This window comes from Stenotrophomonas sp. (assembly GCF_050737075.1).
Taxonomy (GTDB): Bacteria; Pseudomonadota; Gammaproteobacteria; order Xanthomonadales; family Xanthomonadaceae; genus Stenotrophomonas.
The window spans coordinates 1-16,930 of sequence record NZ_JBOHXV010000006.1; the positions used below are offsets into that span (position 1 = coordinate 1).

Sequence of the window (16,930 nt, forward strand, 5' to 3'; positions counted from 1 at the left end):
GGTATGAGCCGCATGGATGCGGCGACTAAGCCCCCATGGACGGGTTCACGGCGTCCCCCGCAAACCCACCGCCGCCGGCCCAAGCCAAGCACGTTCGGAGGCCACGGCTGTTCGCCCGAATGCATGAAACGCCGGGCAACGCCCGGTGCACAGAGAAACCATGCAATCAAATGCACACAAACAACAACGGCACCCGAAGGTGCCGTTGTTTACATCCAAAACAGAGCAGCCAGACTCACGCCATAGCGCGCGTCTGCTCCAGCTCCACCTGCAGCGCGCTGGCCAGCTCGTCGCGGGCGACTTCGAACTGCTGCTCGCGCAGCAGATCCTTCACCGCCACCACGCCGCGTGCCAGCTCGTCGTCACCGGCCAGCACCACGAAGCGGATGCCCGCCTTGGCCGCGTACTGGAACTGCTTGCCGATCTTCTTCGGCTCCATCTGCACCTCCGCGTTGATGCCACCCACGCGCAGGCGACGGGCGATATCCAGCGAATCGGCCAGGCCGTTGTCGTCCATCAATGCCACCAGCGCATGCACGCTGCTGTCTTCGATGCCGGCGATCAGGCCTGCCTCGCGCAGCTGCCAGAACAGGCGGGTCAGGCCGATCGAAATGCCAACGCCCGGCAGCTTCGACTTGCTGTAGTGGCTGGCCAGGTCTTCGTAGCGGCCGCCCGAACAGATCGAGCCGATCTGCGGGTGGTCGGTCAGCGTCGTCTCGTACACCGTGCCGGTGTAGTAATCCAGCCCGCGCGCGATCGAGAAGTTCAGGCAGTACGCGGCTTCCGGCACGCCCAGCGCCTTCACCAGCTGCAGCACCTCGCGCAGTTCGGCAACGCCCAGCTTCAGCGTCTCGCTGGCCGTACCGTCGGCCACCAGCGCGTCCAGCTGCGCCAGCGCGTCGGCATGGCTGCTCGAGCGCACCGCCACGAAGGCCAGGATCCGCTCCACCTGCTCCGCCGGAATCGCGAAGCCTTCGCCGGTCAGCGTCTCGCGCACATAGTCCGGGCCGCGCTTGTCGAGCTTGTCCACCTCGCGCAGCACCGCCATCTGGCGCTCGCCGTCGGCCACGCCCAGGCTCTCGAAGAACCCGCGCATCAGCTTGCGGTTGTTCAGCTGCACCGAGAAATCGCCGATACGCAGCTCCGCGAACACCGCGTGGATCACCGCCAGCACTTCCGCGTCGTAACGCGTGCTCAGCGCATCCTTGCCGATCACATCGATGTCGCACTGGTAGAACTCGCGGAAACGACCGCGCTGCGCGCGTTCACCACGGTACACGCGCTGCATCTGGTAACGGCGGAACGGGAACGTCAGATCGTGCTCGTGCTCGGCCACATAGCGTGCCAGCGGCACCGTCAGGTCGAAACGCAGCGCAAGCTCCGGCAGGCTCTTGTCGCCTGCTTCGGCTGCATTGGCCAGCGCGCCGGTCGACTGCACGAAATACACCTGGCGCTCGGTCTCGCCACCGGACTTGGTCAGCAGCACATCCGACAGCTCGAACACCGGGGTTTCCACCGGCAGGAACCCGAACCGCTCGTAATTGCGGCGGATGACGTCCAGCATGCGCTGAAACGCGATCTGCTCGCGCGGCAGCAATTCCATGATGCCGGGCGGCGTACGGGGCTTGATCACTTGCGGGACTCCTGCGGAACGGGGGGATGAGCGAGCTGCATATTCTAGCCGGAGCCGGGCGATACAGCCGTAATGACGGCCGGAAACCGGGCCGGCGACCGCATGGCGTATCATAGACAGGCCCCGCTTCCTGACTCGACATGACCCGGCCCCACCCCGTACTCGCTGCCGTAGACGACCCCGCACCCGGTTGTTCGCCGCTGCGCGACTGCCTGCACTGCTCCGTGCGGCACCTGGCCGTGTGCTCGGCGCTGTCGCCCGATGAAGTGCAGGCACTGGAGCGTGTCACCGTCTCCCAGCCGCTGGCGCTGGGCGCCACGCTCGCCCGTGCCGGGGAGCCGCGCCAACATGTCTATACCTTGACCCGTGGCGCCCTGCGCCTGGTCCGCACCCTCGCCGATGGCCGCCGCCAGATCAGCGGCTTCGTGCTCCCGGGCGACTACGTGGGGTTGAGCGGCAGCGACCATCACCGCTACGACATCGAGGCCATTGCCGACAGCCGTGTCTGCCGCGTGGCCTTGGGCCAGATGAAGGACCTGCGCGCCCGCTACCCGCACCTGGAGCGCAAGCTGCTGCAGCGCGCCTGCCAGGCGCTGGATGACGCCGCCGATGCCGCGCTGGCCCTGGGCCGCCTGCAGCCGGCCGAGAAGCTGGCCGATTTCCTGCTGCGCCTGGCCGTGCGCGAGGCCCGCCTGGGCGGCAACGGCCTGCGCGTGACCCTGCCGATGGGCCGCAGCGATATCGCCGACCATCTGGGCCTGACCATGGAAACCGTCAGCCGCACGTTCACCAAGCTGCGCCAACAGGGGTTGATTGCCCTGCCCCATCTCAATACGGTCGAGATTCTGGACGAGGCGCGGTTGCAGGCGCTCTGCGGCGCCTGAGCGCGGTCGCCGGGCAGAGCCCGGCGCTACGCATTGTCATGACAGCAGGAATTCGCGCAGCGCCGCGTAGTCTGGCGGGCACGGTTCGGCGTGCGCCTGGCGTTCCAGCAGCGCCGCCAGTGCCGGGGGTACCTCGATGGGGCGGCCGATCAGCGGCTCCACCACCGATTCGAATTTGGCCGGGTGTGCCGTTGCCGCCACCGCCCAGTGCCCCGTTGCGCCCTCGGCACGCAGGCGTTCGAGCAGCGCCACCGCCGTCGCGGTGTGTGGGCAGAACACCTCGCCCGCCGCCGCGTAGCGCCGCGCGATGAGCTCGCGGATCGCCGCGTCATCGACGGCCTCGGCGCGGAAGCCCAGGCGCAGCGCGGCCTCGTCATTGGCGTACAGCCAGCGCAGCCGTTCGAAGTTGCTCGGTGCGCCCACGTCCATCGCATTGGCCAGGGTCGCCACACTCTGCGTCGGCTGGTACGCCTGGCCATGGAAGAAGCGCGGCAGTACGTCATTGGCATTGGTGGCCAGTGCGATCCGCCCGAGCGGCAGGCCCATCGCGCGCGCCAGCACCGCCGCCATCGCATTGCCCAGGTTTCCGGTCGGCACCACCAGGTTGAGCAGTTCGCCGCTGGCCGCGTGGTGGGCCAACGCCGCGTGCGCGTAGTAACTCATCTGCGGCAGCCAACGCCCCAGGCTGATGCTGTTGGCCGAACTCAAGGGCACCTGCGCCTGCAGTTCGCGGTCGCTTAGTGCCTGCTTGACCATCGCCTGGCAGTCATCGAAGGAACCGGACACGCGCAGCGCGTGGATGTTGTCGCCGAAACACCCCAACTGGTGCGCCTGGCGCGGCGATACCCGCCCGTCCGGATACAGCACGACCACGCGGATCCCCGGCTGGCGATGGAACGCGGCCGCCACCGCGGCGCCGGTGTCGCCGGAGGTCGCCACCACGATCGTCAGCGGCCGGGCGCGGTCGCGTTGCAGCCGGGCCAGGCTGGCCGCCAGGAAGCGTGCACCGAAGTCCTTGAACGCGGCCGTGGGCCCATGGAACAGCTCCAGCACATGGTCGCCGGGCGTGGACAGCGCCCGCAGCGGCGCGGGGAAGTTGAACGCCTCCGCACACAGCTCGCCCAGGTACGGGGCCAACGCGTCACCGGCAAAGAACGGCGCCAGTACCGCCTCGGCGTCGCCGACCAGGCTGCCCCGCCCTGCCCATCGCTGCGGCAGCGGCCGCTTCGCAGGCACATACAGGCCGCCATCGGGCGCCAGGCCCGCGGCGACCGCGGCACTGAGTGATACCGCCGGTGCCGCAAATCGGGTCGAAACGAAATTCATGGAAAGTCCTGGAGGGGAAAAGGAAGCCACGTTCACAGCAGGCGCGCGCCCGGCGCATCCAACGGCGACACCCACGCCTGGCTGTCGAAGCCGGCCTCGGCAAACGCACGCTGCACGCCGGCCTGCGCGGCCTGCGCCTCGGCCTGCGTCTCAAACCACGCGAACACGCTCGGACCGGCACCCGAAATGCTGGCGCCCATCGCGCCGGCAGCGAGTGCCGCGTTGCGCGCCGCCTCGAAGCCCACAATCAGCCCGGCGCGGCGTGGCTCCACCAGCACGTCGCGCAGGCCGGCGCGCACCAGCGCCGCATCGCCGCTGAAGCAGCCGCTCAGCACCAACGCCAGGTTCGCGCTCTGCTCGACGAAGGTCGACAGCGCATAGCTGCCCTCCAGCGCGGCGCGGGCGCGGCGTGTCTCCAGTACCGCGTCCGGATGCACCAGCAGACTGTGCCACGCGGCCGGCACCGGAATGCGCACCAGACGCTCGGCGGTGCTCAGCACCAGCCCGCCCAGCAGCATTGGGCCCAGGTTGTCGCCATGGCGGCCACCGCTGGCCACGGCCTCGCCGGTCAGCGCGAACGGGTACAGCGCCTCGCGTGGCAGCGGCGCCTCCAACAGTGCATTGGCCGCGACCAGCGCCGCCACGCACGACGCCGCCGAACCGCCCATGCCTGAGCCCAGTGCAATGCCCTTGTCGATCTCCAGCTCGAAGCCGAACGGCAGGGCCAGCGCCTCGCGCATCGCGATCAGGGCCGCGCCGGCGGTGTTGTCGGCCGCGTGCAGCGGCAGGTCGACAGTGGTGCCGCGGATCGCGGCGATGCGTATCAGCGGCGCGTCGATACGACGCACTGTGACCGTATCGCCGACCCCGGCGATGGCGTGCCCCAGGATGTCGAACCCCACGGCGGCATTGCCCACCGACGCGGGCGAGAACGCGCGGGCTTCGTCCACGTGAGCAACCACACTCACAGGCGTGCTCCTTCGCCGGCCGCCACCCGCAACACGTCGGCGAACACGCCTGCGGCCGTGACCTCCGGGCCCGCACCGGGGCCCTGCACCACCAGCGGGTTGTCGCAATAACGGCGCGTGGTGAACTGCACCACGTTGTCGGTCAGACGCAGGTTGGCGAAGGCATGGTTGGCCGGCAGCTCGACCAGCCCGACCTGCGCCGCATCGGCCGACAGCCGTGCCACGTAACGCAGCACCGCACCGCGGGAACGCGCCTGCGCCAGCCGCTCGGCGAACGCCGTATCCACCGCATCGAGCCCGCTCATGAAGTCCTCGACGCTGGCTTGGCGCAGCGCCTCCGGCACCAGGCTTTCCACCGACACCTGCGCCAGGCTCAGCTCGCGCCCGGCCTCGCGCGCCAGGATCACCAGCTTGCGGGCTACGTCCACGCCGGACAGATCGTCGCGCGGGTCCGGCTCGGTGTAGCCCATGCCGCGCGCCTGCGCGACCAGCGCCGAGAACGGCACCTCGCCATCGTATTTGTTGAACAGCCAGGCCAGCGTGCCCGAGAAGATGCCATCGATGGCCAGCACCTCGTCACCGGTGTCCACCAGGTCGCGCAGGGTGGTGATCACCGGCAGACCCGCGCCCACCGTGGCCTCGTAGCGGAAGCGTGCGCCACTGCCGGCGGCCGCGTCGCGGATGGCGTGGTAGCGCTCCAGCGGACCGGCACCGGCCTGCTTGTTCGGGGTCACCACGTGGATACCCGCCGCCAACCAGCCGGCATAGCGGTCTGCCACCTCGGCACTGCCGCTGCAATCGATGATCAGGGCGTGCGGCAGATGCGCGGACAGCAGGTGGTCGGTAAAGGCATCCAGGTCGGTCGCCTGCGCCTGGCCGGCGAGTGCGGCACGCCAGTCGCCCTGTACGCCGCGCGCATCCAGCCGCATGCGGCTGCGCGAGGCCACCGCACGTAGACGCAGATCGACGTTGGCACGCGTCAACAGCGTGGGCTGGGCGGTCAGCAGTTGGTCCAGCAGCGCCGCACCGACATTGCCGGGCCCGATCACCCCCACCGAGAACGTCTGCGGCGACAGCCAGAACCCGGCGTGCGCGGCGCGCAGTGCCTTCGTGGCGTGGCCGCTGTCCACCGCCACCGAGATGTTGCGTTCCGACGAGCCCTGCGCGATCGCCAGGATGTTCACCTGCGCCCGCCCCAGCGATTCGAACAGGCGCGCGGCCACGCCGGGCTGCCCGGCCATGCCATCGCCCACGGCGGCCAGCACGCTCACGTTGTCGGTGAGCTGCACGCGCTGCACCTGGCCCAGGCCCAGCTCATGCGCGAAGGCCTGCAGCAGCGCATCGCGCGCCTGCTGCGCCACGAGCTGCGGCACCACGCAGCAGATCGAGTGTTCGGAGGAACCCTGCGAGATCATCACCACCGACACATGCGCGTTGCGCAGCGCCGCGAACACGCGTTCGGCGGTGCCCGGCACGCCGATCAGACCGGTGCCTTCCAGGTTCAGCAGAGCGAGCCCCGGGCTCAGGGTGAGGCCCTTGATCGGGCCGGATGCGGTCCGTTCGGCGGTGATCCGCGTGCCCGGATGATCGGGCCGGAAGGTATTGCGGATGATGATCGGCAGGCCGCGCTCGATGGCCGGCGACATGGTCTGCGGGTGCACCACCTTGGCCCCGAAATACGCCAGTTCGCAGGCCTCGTCGTAGCTGAGCGCCTCCAGCTGCACGGCTTCGGGCACCACCCGTGGGTCGGCCGAGAGCACCCCGTCCACATCGGTCCAGATATGCAGTTCATCGGCGTTGAACAGCGCGGCGAAGATCGCACCGGAATAGTCGCTGCCATTGCGGCCCAACGTGGTCACCCGGTTGCGGCGGTCGCGGGCAACGAAGCCGGTGGCCACCACGCGTGGCTGCGGGTGGCGCTCCCGCCACTCCGCCAGCCGCTGCGCGCTCTGCACCCAGTCGACGTCCACGCCCAGCTCGCCCCGGTCCACCACGAGGACGTCGCGCGCGTCGAGCACCGCGCACTCACCGCCCAACGTCTGCAGATACTGCCCCAGCAGCTGCGCCGAGTAGACCTCGCCCAGCCCCTGCACGCGATCAAGCACCTCGCGCGGCAGTTCGCCGATCACCGCCAGGGCTGCGAGCACATCCGCCAGCTGATCGAAACGCGCATCCAGCCACTCGACGGTGGCACCGGCATGCTCGCCGAGCAGCGCCACTGCGGCGCCGCGATGCCGCGCCCGCAGTGCGTGCCAGTCGTCGCGCCACTGCGGCGCGTCCAGCGAGGCGCACTCGGCCAGCGCGATCAAGGCGTCGGTCACGCCCTTCATCGCCGACACCACGGTGACCTGGACGGCTTCGTCGCGGGCCAGCAGCAGCTGCCCTACGTGCCGGTAGCGATCGGCATCGGCAACGGAGGTACCGCCGAACTTGTGCACGACCGTGGCCGTGGCGGCGCGCAGCGGCGAGGAGGAACCGGGGGATGCGGCGGCATCGGATGAAGCGGCGACAGAAGACATGCTGACCTCGATTCGAGGCCCCGCGTCGGTCAGCTGGAAGGTTGTTCCCCGCCACCTGATCTGGTGCGGGGCCGTTGTTTTCGGAAATTACGCGAAGACGACGGGCCGCACCGGGCGAGTGGTGACGGTGGTAATGGTGGTGGTACCGGTGCCAGGAACGGACACGTGCATGCCGCCGCGGGAGGCGGTGGTGTGCAACGTGGCGGTGGCGGCGGCAAGGACCATGGGTCAAGAAAACTACGCCGCCCCCCTGCTTGTCAAGTGCTGCAGTGCAAGATCGTGCAGGCCGCGATCGGCGCGGATCGTCGGCAAAAAAGTTGCGAATGTGACCATCCAGACGCCACAACGCCATCAGCCCGCATGCTCGGCCACCGCCCGCGGCGGACGATGCGCATGCGCGCACAGCAGCACCCCGGACACCAGGCAGACGACCGCCAGGAGTTCCATCAGCGTCGGCCAGCGTCGCTGCCAGGCGAAGCCATACAGCAGCGCGAACAGGGTCTCGAACACGATCATCTGGCCGGTCAGGGTCAGCGGCAGGTTGCGGCTCGCGCGGTTCCAGCACGCGTTGCCCAGCACCGAGGCCACCACCGCCACGCCGGCACTGATGGCCCAGAACCACAGCCAATCCATGCGTGGATGCTCCGCGTTGGACAGCACGAACGCGCTGGGCACCAGCAGCAGCGCCAGCGCCCCGGTGGTCACCCCGGTCAGCAGCGACCAGTCGTGCCCGCTCAGGTCTGGTCGCCGCGCCAACCAGCGGCTGTTGCCAATCGAGTACAGCGCCCAGGAAAACAAGGCACCGAACGCGCAGGCCAGGCCCAGCACACGGCGATTCGCCTCCCCCTGCGCATGGCCGGCCTGCAGCGCCTCGTAGCCCACCAGGCCCACGCCGAACAGGCACAGCACCAGCGCCGGTGTCAGCCTGCGCAACGGCACGGCCCCCTGCTCGCGCGCGCCAGCCACCGTCACCACCACCGGAATGAGCCCCACAATGAGTGCTGCCGCTGCGCCTCCGGCCCATTGCACCGCGCAGGCGAGCAGCACGAAATACACCAGGTTGCCGGCCAGGCTGAGCCACAGCAGCCCCCGCCATTCCGCTCCGCCAATGCGCTGGCGCAGTTCACGCCAGCGCGGCGCCAGCAGCACCACCGCAATCAACCCGTAGACCAGATAGCGGCCTGCCGACAGCTGCACGGCACTGAACTGACCCAGCATCGCCGGTGCCAGGAACACGACGCCCCACAACGCACCGGCGGCAATCCCGTTGGCGATACCGACACCCATCGAACGCTTCATCTACGTACACGCATTCCGCGAAAAGACGGCGCCAGTGTAGGCGCGCAGCCACAGCCGATCTTGACCCAGGCTACTGCGCGGGGCGGTGCCGACGCCTGTATTCGGCCGGGGTCATGGCCCATTCGCGGCGCAACGCCCGTGTCAAAGCGCTCTGTTCGGAATACCCCGCGTGCTGGGCGATGTCGGCAATGGGGAGCTCGGTCTCCGCCAACCGGCCGCGCGCCCAGCGCAACCGGCTGGCGCTCAACCAGCCTTGCGGGCTGAGCGCGAACGCCTCGCGAAACAGGACGTGCAGCCGGCTGCTGCTCACCCCTACCTCGGCCGCAATGCGCTCGACCGGCCACGCCTGGCCGGGTGACTGCGCAATGCGCGCGCATACCGCCTGCAGGCGCGTGGCACTACCGGCCAGCGAAAACGCCTGCAGCACCGCAGGCAGTTCACGCTGTACCACCTCGGCGGCGATGCGGTCCGGGCCCATCCGCGCCACGGACAGGGCCATGGCGCGCACCCCGGCCGGCAGCGCGAGCAGGGGTTGCCGCTGCAGGCGCGCCAGCGTGTCGTCATCAATCAGCGCTGCGGGGCAGCCGACGATCAGGAAGCGGTCGTCATCGCCCGCGCACTGCGCATGCCCGGCATCGGGGGCCACGAAGGCGCCCTGCAGGCCGTCCAGGCGCGCGCCGCGTCCTTCCAGTTCAAACGCCAGCTCGCCGCGCACGGGGATGACCCATTGCGCAAAGTCATGGCGGTCCACCTCCGACGACGGACCGTAGCGACGCAGGTTGAAGGCAGGTGAGCTCATGTCGTGCCCATGGTAGCCGGTGCTATAGTCGGGCGTGTCCTGTAAGCATGGAGTGCGCACTGTGACGTATATCAACTATTTGATCCGCCGCCCGCTTCTGCGGCCGACCGTGCTGCTGGCACTGGCCCTCGCCTGCACGCCCTTGGCCAGTGCGCAGGGCCCGGCGTCGCCTGCGCCGGCCGATCAGCCTGCACGCGTCGCTCCCGGCCCACACTGCATGGACGCCCGCGGACTGCGTGAAATGAACCAGGTCGCGCCGGACAACATCTCGCTGCTGGCGGCCGACCAGTCCACCTGGCGCATTACGTTCCGCGATGCGTGCCCGGGCCTGATGGCCGCCACCGACCCCCGCGTGGCCGCACCGGAGAGCTGGGTCTGCGGCACCGGCGAGGAACACGTCATGGCCGGGGAGCGCAGCTGTGCGATCGCCTCGGTAGAGCCGATCACCCGCCGTGAGTTCGCGCAGGAAGCCCGGCGCAGCGACCGCGACGGCATCGCCACGCTGGAAACGGTGAACGTCAAGGAGCGCAAGCGTACCTTCCGGGGTTCGCCGTCCTACTGCTTCGCCACGCGCGACGTCCGCAGCTGGAGCGAAACCGCACAGGGGTTCACCGTGGAGACCCGCGCTCGAACGTCCGATGCGCATCGCCGCTACGTGGTCGAGGTCGGTGCGGTCTGCCGTTCGCTGATGCATTCGCCGGCGATCCGCTTCCGCTCGGGATACAGCACCGGCGTCATCTGCGGCAACAAGGGGGATGTGGTTGAGGTGCTGCCGCACGTCGAACCCACGATCGATACCCTGATCGACCGCGACGCCCACCTGCCCAAGGGCGACATCGGCGTGGGCGACCGCTGCAACATCCTGGCGGTCTACCCCGCCCCCTGATCCGCGCATGCATCGCGGGTCACTGTGCTGTTCGGACATCAGGAGCCGACATGCAGTTCATTTCACTCAGTGAAGCGCCGCACCTGTTGCCACAGGTGGCGCGCTGGTACTTCGACACGTGGGGCCGTCATGTGCCCGGAATGACCCTGGACGATGAGCAGGTACGGCTGGAAGTATTCCTTCAGCAGGACGAGCTGCCCTTGCTGCTGCTGGCGATGCAGGACCAGCAGCTGGTCGCCGCGGCGCAGCTGAAATTCCATGAGCGCACCGAGCGCCCCGAGCGCCTGCACTGGCTGGGCGGGGTCTATGTATGCGAATCACAGCGCGGCCATGGGCTGGCGGCACGGCTGATCGAGGAGGTGATGACGCGCGGGCGCGGATTTGGCGTGCGCGACGTCTATCTGCAGACCGAGCGCGACGACGGAGGGCTGTATCGGCGGCTGGGCTGGAAACCACTGGAAATGCAGGTGCACGCCAGTGGCGCGCCGGTGCGGATCATGCAGCGGAGCGTGTCCGCAACGGAATGAATCCGGCGCCCGCACTCAGCGGAAGCGCACCGGCTGTGGCGCGGGGCGGTCGGCCAGCGAGCCCATGGTAAAGGTGTAACCCGCCTTTTCGAGCTTGTCGCGCATGCGCAGTTCAGCGCGCTTGGGATAGGCCAGCGAAGTGGGCGCATGCAGCGCGTACGCGATAGAGCGCCCCGCCTGCGTGTCGCGGGTGACCGACGCCTGGTTGGTCTCGCACGCGTCCGACCAAAGGACCAACAGGTCCTTTGGCCCAATAGACTGGTTATTGCCAAGACGAAGCGTAAGCCAACGCATGTGTTCCATGACGAATTCCAATCCTACCTGTCACCGAGTATGCACCATATCCCGGAGCGCCGTACGCGGGGGTCCGGAATCGCGCCATGCCCTGATACGCGAACGCCCCGGCTGAACCGGGGCGCTCGCAACCTCACGTTGGCAGCGCATGCGCCGCCGCACTGATCAGTGCTTCAACGCATGCTTGCGGGTGCGCATCACTTCATGCGTTTCCTGCACGAGCGGAAGAAGGCGGGTCACTTCCTGGCGAGCGGCCGGCGGGGTGTCGCTGTCGTTGAGGGTGTCCTTGAACGCCTTCAACAGGCGATCCTCGGACTCTTCAAGTTCAGCCACGTAGCCGTACTGCGTATCGCCCAAGGTGGCACGGACTTTGCCGTAGAACTGCTGCATGGAACCCACCACCGTGCCATGGTCGGCCGGCTTGCCGCCGGCAGCCAGCACGGTGCTGCTCAGCGAGTTGACGATGTCGGCCTTGACGCCGGCGATGCGGGTGAACAGCGCGGAGAGCTCTGCGTCCTTCACCTTGCCGGCCGCTTCGGTGTAGAAGTCCTTGCCGTCGCGGGCGATCTCGATCAGGTCATTGAGGGTGTGGGCGGTATTCGATTCGGTGCTCACTGGTATCTACTCCTGGAAATTCATTGGATGACCCGTGCTTGGGTGACCCCACCTTTCCGCATCTGCAATGAAGTCCGCGTGACCTTCAAAACGAAGGGTTAAGCGATGTGTGAGCAGTGAAAAAACCGCGTTTGCGGCGCGTGTTGCTCCTGTCACTGCGTGCTTCGCGCCGGGATCGCGCTACGTGAACAGTTCGCGTGATGAGAGCGTCGCTGGGTTCACAGTTGCACGGGTTCACCCGGCGGCACCGGTGCTTCCAGCGGCGGTTCCGCTGGCGGCGGATCGCGCTCGGGGGGTACTTCACCGGGTGGATCCTGCACGGGAGGGTCCTGCGCGGGCGGTGCTTCGACCGGTGTCGGCGGCGCTTCCGGCACCGGGCCCGGCGCGGGCACCTGCCCTCCCGCCGGCGCTGCGGATGCGACGCGTGAATGGATGGCTGACATACGTAGGCTCCAGTGCGTGTGAGTCCTCACCGTCGCATGCGAGAGGTAAACACGCAGCGACGGAGGCGTGTGCCACTCGACCACATTACGACTGCGCGCCCTGCAACCGAGCACTCCCCTGCTGGATGTTTCCATCGTCATCGATCCAGCTGAAGCGCACCGCGTTGGTGCTGCGTGCGCAGTTCGATGCGGGCAGCGCGACCCAAACCTGCGCGAAGGGCCGTACCAGCGCTCCTTCCCCCCAACCTTCCTGCGGGTCGCTGCAGAGGCTGATGCCGGACAATGTCATCACATACGGCGTGGGGTTGAGCACTGCCATCCGCCCTTCTTCGACGCGGAATTCCATGCGCGCGACGGCGCGTTGCGGTGTCATCGACAGGCCCTTGGGACGATGGATGACCTTCATCTGCGTGCGCAGAGTCACCGTCAGGCGCGACGACGCGTCATCCGCCACGCGCGCCGCGTCAGGCGGAATCTCATACAGGTTCAGCCAGTACAGCGACTCGCGGTCGCTCGGCGGCGTCGCGCCCACCGACACCAGTCGTAGGCTGCGCTGCTCGCCAGGCTCAAGGCGGAACACCGGCGGCAGCGGAATGATCGGCGCCTCGGCGGTATCCGGCGTCGACTCCGGGTCGCCATCGTCGATCCAGGCCTGCACCACGACCGGGTAGGAATTCTGGTTCACCACGCGCAGCGCGGTCTCGGTATCGCCCGCATTGAAGATCACCCGGGTACGTTCGGCGGTGACTCCGGCCCGCGCAGTTGCGCAGGCCAGCAGCAGCACGAAAATTAAAAGAATGCGCATGGGGTTCATTGCACGCGGATGATGATCTGCGCGGTGGCCTCCACGCGCCCGGCCGACACCTCGGGTCGCGTGCCTGCCTCGATCTTCTCGATGCGCGCACCGAAAGTTTCGCTGTACTGGGTAACCCCGGCATTGGTCGACACTGCATTGGATGACGCGCCCACCGCCGGGTACCAGCCGTGCGCCTGCGCATTCACGCCGGCCGAGGAATTCTCGTCGCCCAGCAGGTTGATGGCGTTGCCGCCGCGAAGGATCCGGATACCGACCCCCTTTGCCATGCCAGCCTCGCCATAGCGGTCCGACAGCAGATGCGACACGCCGCCGTTGGCGTTGACCAGACCCAATGACGACGCGGCCGCCCGCGCGCCGGCGGAGACCTTCACTCCCAGCGAGGTGCCGTTGACGGCGGTGCTGCTGGTCGTGCCGGTCTGGCATTTGAATCCGACCTGGAAAGACGCCTCGCGCGAGGCGCCGGCGTTGAGCTCGGCAATGGACATCGAGGGGAACACCACCTGCGGGGTGACAGTGAGGATGGCGCACGTAGGCTGCCGCTTCAGCGTCACGTTGCCATACAGGCTGATGGCGGCGGGCCAGAAGGCATACCACCCGCTGTAGTTCCCATAGTGGGTCTGGCCGACCGTGGGATAGCTCAGGCCTGGCCCCTTGATCGCGATGTAGGCGGCCGGCTGGGTGTAGCCGTACAACTGCGATGCCACGGGCGCGTAGTAATAGGTCGATTCCGATGGCGCACTGAACAGTTCGGCACGCACCGCGCTCAGGTTCTTCGCCTTGACCAGCTTGAAGCCGCGCGAATCGGTGTCCAGACCGGTCAGCAATCGCTCGCCCCATACATCGGTGAAGTAGCGACCGGATTCCACATGGGTGAGGCGCAGCAGGACGTTCGGCCATGCGGTCCGGTACGCGGCCTGCAGGCCAACCGAATTGCCGACGCTGTCGCCGCCGTTGTACCAGCCACTGAACAGATTGTCTCCATTGGTCGAGTACATTTCGTACACCGCATCGGCCGCCGCGCAGCGGAACAGTACCCGCTCGGCGTCATAACCGGCTGGCGAGGCGTACCGGGTGGCCGGCACCACGGCGCTGGCCAGCAGCGCCGGATAGGGCTGGAAGCCGGGATCGCTCACATTGACCACGCTGGGCAGCCCGAGCGAACCACTGCAGGTATCACACGCGCCGTCCCAGAACGCCGCCGTCCCTTCGCCGGGACGAATCTGGTCCAGCGCGGTGGTGGTCGCCGTACCGACCGCAATTACCTTGTAGCAGGTCGCCCACGCCGGTGCTGCGAGCAACAACAGCATCAGATGCAGGAGGGAAAGACAACGCTTCATCGCGCTTCTCCACGTTCGTCGGCACTGCCTACGCAGCTACCTTGCAGGACGACCAGCCCGCGCCCGGTGGCATCCACACCCTCCATCGAGTAAGGCAGGCGGCAGCCGTCGTCCACACCCTCCCCCCATTTCACCTGCAGCAGCCCGCGTGGCGCCGCGGCGCGCGCGTAGACCTGCCCGGCCTGGCCGACCATGCCGATCGCCACGCCCTGCTCATCCAGCACGCTGGCCCCCAGGGGAAGCGGCGACCCATCGGCCCGCGTTGCGCGGATCACCATCGGGCGTCCGCCCAGCGTCTTGAACTCCACGCGCAGTGCCGCGCCAGCGTACGGGGCGACCTTTCGCTCGGTGTCCACCAGCTCGGCATCTGCGGCAATGCCCTGCGGATCCAGGCCGATGGCATTGTTGCGGTACGGCGAGAGCGAGGGCACCAGCGCGAAGCCGTTGCGGTCCACCCGCGCGCCCTGCCCGCCGCGCACGCGGGAACCCGAGGCGCCTTCGGCCTTGAGCAGCGCGAACGTATCGCCCACGTAGGGCCCCAGGGTCACGCCTTCGCGATGCAGGACCACGGCGCCGCGCATGCCCACATTGGCCTGGCGGTAGTCCGCGCTTCCGGCAATGCCGGCACTCAGGCTGGCGACAGGGGTCTGGGTCTGCACACTGCCACTCCATTGCCCACCCTCGCCCGCTCCGCCACGGCCGCCGGCGATCGAGTAGCTGGTGCTTCGCGCCTCACCCACGGTGCCGCTGAGCACCGCCTGATAGCGATCTGCGCCCGCACCACCCGGTCTGCTGGATGCCACGGCGCTGGCCACCGGTGCACGCGGCGATGTTCCCAGCGGCAGCGACACGCTCAGGCCGAGCGTGTTGCGACCCGGGCATCGCTCGATGCGAGCGCGATCTGCGGGCAGCGTCGGCGCGAAGCCCGCGTCGTTCTGCATTCCGGCACAATCGCGTTGCCGGGACAGCGAAAGACTGTAACTGAGCCTGCGCCAGGTGTTTGCATACCCCAGTTGGAACTGCGCATCGCGTTGGCCACCGTCGAAATAGTCGGCCGCCGAGCCCGCCACGTACAGGCTGCCGTAGTTGCCCAGCCGCTGGTTGGCCAGCACGTGGAACTGGTTGCGCTGGTGGCGCGAACCATCGTTGCCGGCGCCGCCCGGCACGGCGATGCCGGGGGGGCCAACCGCATCGCCGAGATCGCTGTAGCCCCGCGAGGAATAGCGATAGCCCGCCAGCGTCAGCGTGGTATCGGTGGCCTGGAAGGTCTTGCTGTAGTTGAGCTCCAGGCGATAGCCCTGCAGCGCACTGGCCGCGTCCTGTTCGACACGCGAGAAGATGGCGTTGCTGCCGAACGCGCCGTAGTGCGTGGCCAGCACCCCACCCAGCAGCAGCCCCTGGTAGCCCTCGGCCAGGCGGGCGCCGAGATTGAGGGTGAGCAGGTTGCTCACCCCGCGCTGATACGTGAGCTCGGTGAAAGCGCGCCGTTCGTCGCCATCGCCTTGGAGAAGCGCTTCCCCCACCGTGGCGCTGTAGCGGGAATATCCCGGCCGCACCGACTCGGGCACCGCCGAGAACGGCACGGCGAAACTCGACACGCTGCCGTCAACGCCGATGACCTGCACCTCAAGGTCGCCACCGTACGAGGCGCCGTAGATGTCGTCGATGACGAAGGGCCCGGGGGCGACCATCGTCTCCTGCAGCTTGCGGCCGTTCTGGCTGATCACCACGCGGGACTTGCCGGGCGCCATGCCCTGCACGCGCGGTGCGTAGTTTCGCTGCGAATCCGGAATCATCCGGTCGTCGCTGGCCAGCCGTGCGCCCCGGTAGCCAATGCTGCCGAACAGGTTGCCTTCGGTCGACTGGTTGCCCACGGCAAGCGTGCTCCGCCAGTGCGGCAGCGGTCGCTCCGCATAGGTGCGGATGCTGTTCCACGCGTTGTTCGCGTGCCCCTGCGAACGGGAATACGTGGCATTGGACTGATGGCGCACGCGCCATAGCCCCAGGTTCAGCCCGGCATTGATGCCGAGCGATGCGTAGTCCGAGCCTGCACCGGCACTGACGCTGGAATGGCTCGCGTTGAGGTCGTAGTTCGCGAAGGCCATGGTTTCGCCGGGATCCCAGCGATCGGCATCGACGGCATCGTGCGGCGTACGGCGCAGCAGCGCCTGTGGCAGCCACAGATCCAGGCGCAGGCGCGCGGCGTCGAAGGCGAACTGCATGCCGGGCAACCGTGCAGCGAGGTCCTGGCAGACGTCTTCAACATCGCCGGTGCGCGCGCGATCATGCGCCCGCACCTGAAGCATCTGCTGTAGAAAGGTCTCGCGCATGCACGGCGCCACGCCATCGGCCGCCGCGCGGAAGACCACCTCGCTGCGGGTGATGTAGACATCGTTGACGTACACGTCAACAAGGTAGGTGCCAGGGTCCACCTGGTCGGCGCGGTTGAAACGCTCCAGACTGCCGCCGGCCAGCCCGGAGCCGATCAGGAGTCGGTCATCGAAGTGGTAGCTGCTTTCCTCCGCATGCACCATTCCCGCGGTTGCCATCAGGACACTGCCGACCATCCACAGACCGGGAACG

The 16,930-nt window shown here is 68.2% G+C and carries 14 protein-coding genes; 3 read left to right on the forward strand and 11 right to left on the reverse strand.

The features are described from left to right. Window positions 1-235 precede the first annotated feature (235 nt). Window positions 236-1,633, reverse strand: coding sequence for a histidine--tRNA ligase (gene hisS / locus ACREPD_RS02245; protein ID WP_431597779.1), 1,398 nt, complete (start codon window positions 1,631-1,633; stop codon window positions 236-238). Window positions 1,634-1,773: 140 nt separating this feature from the next. Between hisS and ACREPD_RS02250 the strand changes: the two genes are divergently transcribed. Continuing rightward, entirely contained in the window at window positions 1,774-2,517 is a 744-nt protein-coding gene (locus ACREPD_RS02250; protein WP_431597780.1) for a Crp/Fnr family transcriptional regulator, read from the forward strand. A gap of 36 nt (window positions 2,518-2,553) precedes the next feature. Here ACREPD_RS02250 and thrC read toward each other — a convergent pair whose 3' ends face one another. The 5 genes from thrC to ACREPD_RS02275 form a co-directional block, all read right to left on the reverse strand. Beyond that, on the reverse strand, window positions 2,554-3,843 hold the full coding sequence (gene thrC / locus ACREPD_RS02255; RefSeq protein ID WP_431597781.1) for a threonine synthase: 1,290 nt from the start codon (window positions 3,841-3,843) through the stop codon (window positions 2,554-2,556). Between the two features lie 32 nt (window positions 3,844-3,875). Next, window positions 3,876-4,811 carry a homoserine kinase gene (locus ACREPD_RS02260; protein WP_431597782.1) on the reverse strand — a complete coding sequence of 312 codons (936 nt, stop codon included), beginning with the start codon at window positions 4,809-4,811 and terminating at the stop codon, window positions 3,876-3,878. Next, window positions 4,808-7,330 (reverse strand): bifunctional aspartate kinase/homoserine dehydrogenase I, encoded by a 2,523-nt coding sequence (gene thrA, locus ACREPD_RS02265; RefSeq protein WP_431597783.1) that lies wholly within the window; start codon window positions 7,328-7,330, stop codon window positions 4,808-4,810. Before thrA ends, ACREPD_RS02260 begins: the two co-directional genes overlap by 4 nt. A gap of 351 nt (window positions 7,331-7,681) precedes the next feature. Beyond that, entirely contained in the window at window positions 7,682-8,629 is a 948-nt protein-coding gene (locus tag ACREPD_RS02270) for a DMT family transporter (protein ID WP_431597784.1), read from the reverse strand. 70 nt (window positions 8,630-8,699) lie between these two features. Next, the gene (locus ACREPD_RS02275; RefSeq protein ID WP_431597785.1) at window positions 8,700-9,428 is read right to left on the reverse strand and encodes an AraC family transcriptional regulator; all 729 of its coding nucleotides are present in this window, start codon (window positions 9,426-9,428) and stop codon (window positions 8,700-8,702) included. A gap of 61 nt (window positions 9,429-9,489) precedes the next feature. Here ACREPD_RS02275 and ACREPD_RS02280 point away from each other — a divergent pair, with 61 nt between their 5' ends. Together ACREPD_RS02280 and ACREPD_RS02285 are read left to right on the forward strand one after the other, a co-directional pair. Further along, a complete protein-coding gene (locus tag ACREPD_RS02280; protein ID WP_431597786.1) occupies window positions 9,490-10,314 on the forward strand; it encodes a DUF6491 family protein in 825 nt (274 codons plus the stop codon). Window positions 10,315-10,364: 50 nt separating this feature from the next. Beyond that, entirely contained in the window at window positions 10,365-10,841 is a 477-nt protein-coding gene (locus ACREPD_RS02285; protein WP_431597787.1) for a GNAT family N-acetyltransferase, read from the forward strand. Window positions 10,842-10,856: 15 nt separating this feature from the next. Here ACREPD_RS02285 and ACREPD_RS02290 read toward each other — a convergent pair whose 3' ends face one another. The 5 genes from ACREPD_RS02290 to ACREPD_RS02310 form a co-directional block, all read right to left on the reverse strand. After that, complete coding sequence (locus tag ACREPD_RS02290; RefSeq protein ID WP_431597788.1) at window positions 10,857-11,144, reverse strand: hypothetical protein; 288 nt, start codon at window positions 11,142-11,144, stop codon at window positions 10,857-10,859. 156 nt (window positions 11,145-11,300) lie between these two features. Next, window positions 11,301-11,750 (reverse strand): PA2169 family four-helix-bundle protein, encoded by a 450-nt coding sequence (locus ACREPD_RS02295; protein WP_421569522.1) that lies wholly within the window; start codon window positions 11,748-11,750, stop codon window positions 11,301-11,303. 528 nt (window positions 11,751-12,278) lie between these two features. Further along, the gene (locus ACREPD_RS02300) at window positions 12,279-12,998 is read right to left on the reverse strand and encodes a fimbrial biogenesis chaperone (RefSeq protein WP_431597789.1); all 720 of its coding nucleotides are present in this window, start codon (window positions 12,996-12,998) and stop codon (window positions 12,279-12,281) included. 5 nt (window positions 12,999-13,003) lie between these two features. After that, entirely contained in the window at window positions 13,004-14,347 is a 1,344-nt protein-coding gene (locus ACREPD_RS02305; protein WP_431597790.1) for a fimbrial protein, read from the reverse strand. Next, on the reverse strand, window positions 14,344-16,896 hold the full coding sequence (locus ACREPD_RS02310; RefSeq protein WP_431597791.1) for a fimbria/pilus outer membrane usher protein: 2,553 nt from the start codon (window positions 16,894-16,896) through the stop codon (window positions 14,344-14,346). Before ACREPD_RS02310 ends, ACREPD_RS02305 begins: the two co-directional genes overlap by 4 nt. Window positions 16,897-16,930 lie beyond the last annotated feature (34 nt).